Genomic DNA, 4,485 nt, shown 5'->3' with positions numbered 1-4,485 from the left:
GGGGGTGAAAAGGGGGGCAAAAAACGAGTATCTTTGCCAAAGTGGGATGCTCCCTATTGGGTAATGGGTAATGGCTAATTGCTCAAATAAATAGCCCATAGCAAGAAAGCCCCTAGCTTTTATTTCTGATTTCCTACTTCTTAACGCACTCCTTTTTCTCGTAATAGTATATCAGCCCAGGATAGATCCTCTTGATTCAGAAGTGGAACTGGAGATTTAGTATAATCGATAGATAAATCAAATCCTGCTCGATCGTATACCTCACTAAATAATTTTTGCAATTCTACTTGTATTGGTGGATCTCCTGACTTCAAAGGTAAGGGAAATGAAGGGATTTCTTCTCTTAGGGTAAACGGATATAAATCGGCTCGGGGACGGCGTTCCTCTCGACTCACCAAAATGCGATAATCTCCGCGAATTGTACCTCCTATGGGCATCGGCTTACCACGTCTTAACAAGTCAATTTCGATGAGATGCGTTGCACTTAGTAGAACTTTATTTCGCTTGCGCTCATAAGCTTCTCGTCCTTTTCCAGTGCGTTTGTTTTTAGGAGAAAGAATTTCGATAGCTGTAATAACATCTCCTGTTTCTACTTCTCGTATTTCTAAGTATCCTTCTCTAGTTTCTTCCTCCATTGGCAAAATTACTGTTAGTGGTTGAATGGACTTGAGAAGTGTTGCTGTTGATGAAGCAGGGTTAGCTACTGAAGTTTTGGAGTAGACTGCTACATCAGGAATCGCAACAGTTAATGACTCTTCAGGTTTGCTAAAATAAGTCCGTTTTTCAATCGCTACTCGATATTTAGGACGAATCGCGGGAGCTATAGCATCGGCAATCGCAGTTATTAAGCGATGATGTAATTCTGGGAAAAATTCGGGACTTTCTAAGTAGGGGTCTACTCCTGGGAATGGAGATGGCATAATTACCTCTGTTTTAAAAATGGGGAGTGGGCTTCCGCCGTGAGCGTCAGCGGTTCGACTTAGCTCACCGAAGTCCGAACGGGAGTGGGGGGTGGGGATAAATTTTTATCTTCTAGGTTTCACTGTCATTAATTCATTACTGATTATTTTAACAAATACTCGATCCCATTGATCTTTGTCAGTATCAGCTATTTCTACACCACTCTTTTGTGACAAATTTTCTAATTCCACAGCCATTAGCTTAACTCCGCTGGATTGGGTGGTACATCTATTTTAACAATGACAAGCGATCGCGAAAATACTGACGGTACAAATCAAAGCGAGACGTGACATAATTTCCCTGTAACTGAACCAATCCCATACTGTGTAATTTAAAAGCCAGGACAGTATCTAACTCCACAGGTTCAGTAGTTGTTATTACCTTAGCGAAGGCGGCAGCTAGCTCCGGATACTGTTGCAAATTCCATAAATGTCGGCGCAAGTGATCCCCATAAATACCTGCCTCAGTCGGGGCAATTTCTATTAGTTGCTCTAAAGTTAACTCTTCTCTGGCAATCTGATATAAACCAAGCCTTACTAAATAAGGATGTCCGCCGATAATTCCCATTAATTTATCAACTTTTTTATCGAACCAATTCAGTCCATGTCGCTGTGCCAAATCAGAGACTTGCTCGAAGCTAAAATCTAATAATTCAATAGGCAATCCTACATTAAAGGGGGATTGATTGATATCCATGGGAATATAAACTTCCGTAGAATGAACCACTACTAATCTGAGTTTTTCCCAAATATCGCTATCACTATCTCCATAGCCAGCTTTCTCATACCAGGCTCGCAGTAATCCAAAAAAATCATCTGCGATTTGGGGATACTGAAATACCCGATCCACTTCATCTAACCCCAAGACTAAAGGTTCATCTCCTCCGGATAATAGACAATCTTCAAAATAATCGGTACAATTATCTTTGCTGCCAAATGTATCATCGTGCCAATAATCATCAACTTGATAAGGAAGGCGCAACTTACGAGTAATTCTGGAACAAAACCACTGTAATAGTTGGTTTAAATTAGCAAAAACTGTTCGATCTGCATGTTGGAAACTTAAAGGTACAGTACGACAACCCTGCTCTCTCGCCCGATCCAAAATTCTTGCCATTAACGATGTTTTTCCCATCTGTCTGGGTGCTTTAATCCTAATTAGCATCCCTGGTTTCATTATTTCTTTGTAACATTGAGCTTCATAAGGAATTCGCTCCACATAAAATACAGAATCCAGGCGAACTTGACCTTGAGGTAACTCGGGTTCCGCTACAGGTAGAGGAGTGGGGAGGGCAGAAGATAGGGGAAGAGAAGGGAGAAGGGTGGAAGATAAATCACTAGCCTCCTGAGTGGGGGATGTGGAGATTTCTTCATTCTCAGCCTCTTCCTCCCCACTACTAATTCCCCATTTCCCATTTCCTGACAATTGCTTCAGAATAGCTTTGACAATTGTTGGCGTGTCAAGAGGAGATTTCCACTCGCAATAAGCAATCCCCTGGAGGTAGTTTCGTAAGTCGTGATTTAGAGGTGTATTCGGGGGACAATTTACCCGAATTGGCAGTAAGATTGGTTTGGCATTGTGATGTGAATTTCCTAATTCTTTCGCTCTCCGTAACTCCTCAATTACCATTTCACTCACTGCGGCTTGAGGTGATAATAGGAGTATAAAGTAGTCACAGTTGGCTAATTGCCGATCGATATGGGTAAGCCATTCTTCTTCAATAACAGAGGAATCGCCCGAGCTGGTTTTGACAGGAGCCATAAAAGCTTGATATCCAGACTTTGCGATCGCATTTTGCAACTCAATCGCCAAACTCAAATCTGGTTGTTGGTGGCGATGGCTGATAAAAACTCGCTCCTGTCGCTGCAAGGTGCGAGCGATTGCGCCTTGAATCTTTTTTTTGGTAACTTTTTCTCCCAATACGATGGAAAGCTTCTGCCATAACTTATAGCCTACATATTTCTCGATGTATTCGGGGTTATGGGGATAAATTTCCTCATAGGTACGCCCTTGCCAAGATCCAATAAAGACTTCCCTCTCCAAGTCGTTTAGGTGCTTACCAGTCTTGGCGTGGGTTAATTTGTCTGCGAATTCTAAGGCTTCTTGAAAATCCATCTTTCCAGGATCGTTTAAATTTGAATCTGGTCTATACTAGTCTTTGTTAAAGTAGTCCGGCTTTATTGCCTTCTTCCTCCTTCACAGGCGAGATGCCTGTTCTACAAGTTATAGCACTTAGAGAAATGTTTGTCACAAATTAAATAATATTATTTGGCTAATTGCTAAATAAAGGTGAGTTTCTATGAGTTTTTAGATACTGGGAGAATATTCCGACTTATCCTTGTGAGCTTTTATGAGGTTTTATGAGATATAAAGTATTAAGATAATTTTAATCATTTTATTTTCTTGAGAAAAGAACAGATGATTATGAAGTTTTAGTGAGTTTTTCTGGTTACATTTTTTAGGCTAGTAAATCAAACTAATAATAAGCTGATTGAGTTTCTCAGTTGCAAGTTAGTAAGGGGAGGAGCCATGTTTAATCCAACAGAGGTGATGATTCGTACCTGCACCGATCGCCTGAAGTCTGGCTATCGCGAGATTTACGGCAACTTCAAACCCGAATATCCAGATCTGATTGGCTGGGTTGCCAATGTGGTGCTGGAAGAGATTTCTAATAGCGATGCACTCTATCATGATATAGAACACACGATTTTGGTGACTTTAGTCGGCCAGGAAATTCTCCGAGGAAAGCAGATTCGTGAAGGTAATGTGTCTTGTGACGATTGGTTGAATTTTATTGTTTCCTTGTTATGCCATGATATTGGCTATGTTAAAGGAATTTGTCGGGAAGACCAATGCGATCGCAGATTATATATCATTGGTTTAGATGAGATGATGATCTCCCTTCCTCTTAGCGCAACGGATGCTAGTCTGACTCCTTACCATGTCAGCCGAGGCAAGCTTTTTGTAGAGGAGAAATTTGGTGTTGAGGGATTGATTAATTCTGAAGTTGTCAAGCAAAATATTGAGTTAACTCGTTTCCCAGTACCACCGGATGAAGCGCATAAGGATACAATTAATTATCCTGGTTTAACCCGTGCGGCTGATTTAATTGGGCAGTTGTCAGATCCCCGGTATTTAGAAAAGATTCCTGCATTATTCTACGAGTTTGAAGAAACTGGTATGAACAAAAATTTAGGTTATCAAAATCCTGGCGATTTGCGCCATGGTTACCCAAATTTTTTCTGGAATGTGGTGTTTCAGTACATTGAACCTGCTTTGCGATACTTGGAGACTACACTTGCTGGTAAGGAGATTATTGCTAATCTTTACTCCAATGTGTTTCAGGTGGAAGAGGAAATAAAGGGAGTGTAACAGCGGATGCCGTATCGGGAGTGGGGAATAGGGTATAGGGGATGGAGCGATGTGGGTAGGGTAAAACTATTTTTTTACTTCATACTTCATCCTTCATACTTCATCCTTCATCCTTCATCCTTCATCCTTCATCCTTCATCCTTCATCCTTCAT

At 41.0% G+C, this 4,485-nt stretch carries 3 protein-coding genes; 1 reads left to right on the top strand and 2 read right to left on the bottom strand.

Annotation, left to right across the window (positions count from 1 at the left end):
* Window positions 1-140: 140 nt before the first annotated feature.
* Window positions 141-920: a DUF4058 family protein gene (locus NJ959_RS26055; protein ID WP_254014670.1), complete on the bottom strand. Its 780-nt coding sequence runs from the start codon at window positions 918-920 to the stop codon at window positions 141-143.
* A 268-nt stretch (window positions 921-1,188) separates the two neighbouring features.
* The gene (locus NJ959_RS26050; protein ID WP_254014669.1) at window positions 1,189-3,075 is read right to left on the bottom strand and encodes an AAA-like domain-containing protein; all 1,887 of its coding nucleotides are present in this window, start codon (window positions 3,073-3,075) and stop codon (window positions 1,189-1,191) included.
* A 414-nt stretch (window positions 3,076-3,489) separates the two neighbouring features.
* On the opposite strand from NJ959_RS26050, the gene NJ959_RS26045 reads away from it, so the two are divergent.
* Window positions 3,490-4,332, top strand: a complete 843-nt coding sequence (locus tag NJ959_RS26045; protein ID WP_254014668.1) for an Npun_R2479 family HD domain-containing metalloprotein — start codon at window positions 3,490-3,492, stop codon at window positions 4,330-4,332.
* Window positions 4,333-4,485 lie beyond the last annotated feature (153 nt).

Source organism: Limnofasciculus baicalensis BBK-W-15, assembly GCF_024178385.1.
Lineage (GTDB): Bacteria > Cyanobacteriota > Cyanobacteriia > Cyanobacteriales > Coleofasciculaceae > Limnofasciculus > Limnofasciculus baicalensis.
This window is presented reverse-complemented; position numbering and strand designations above follow the sequence as displayed.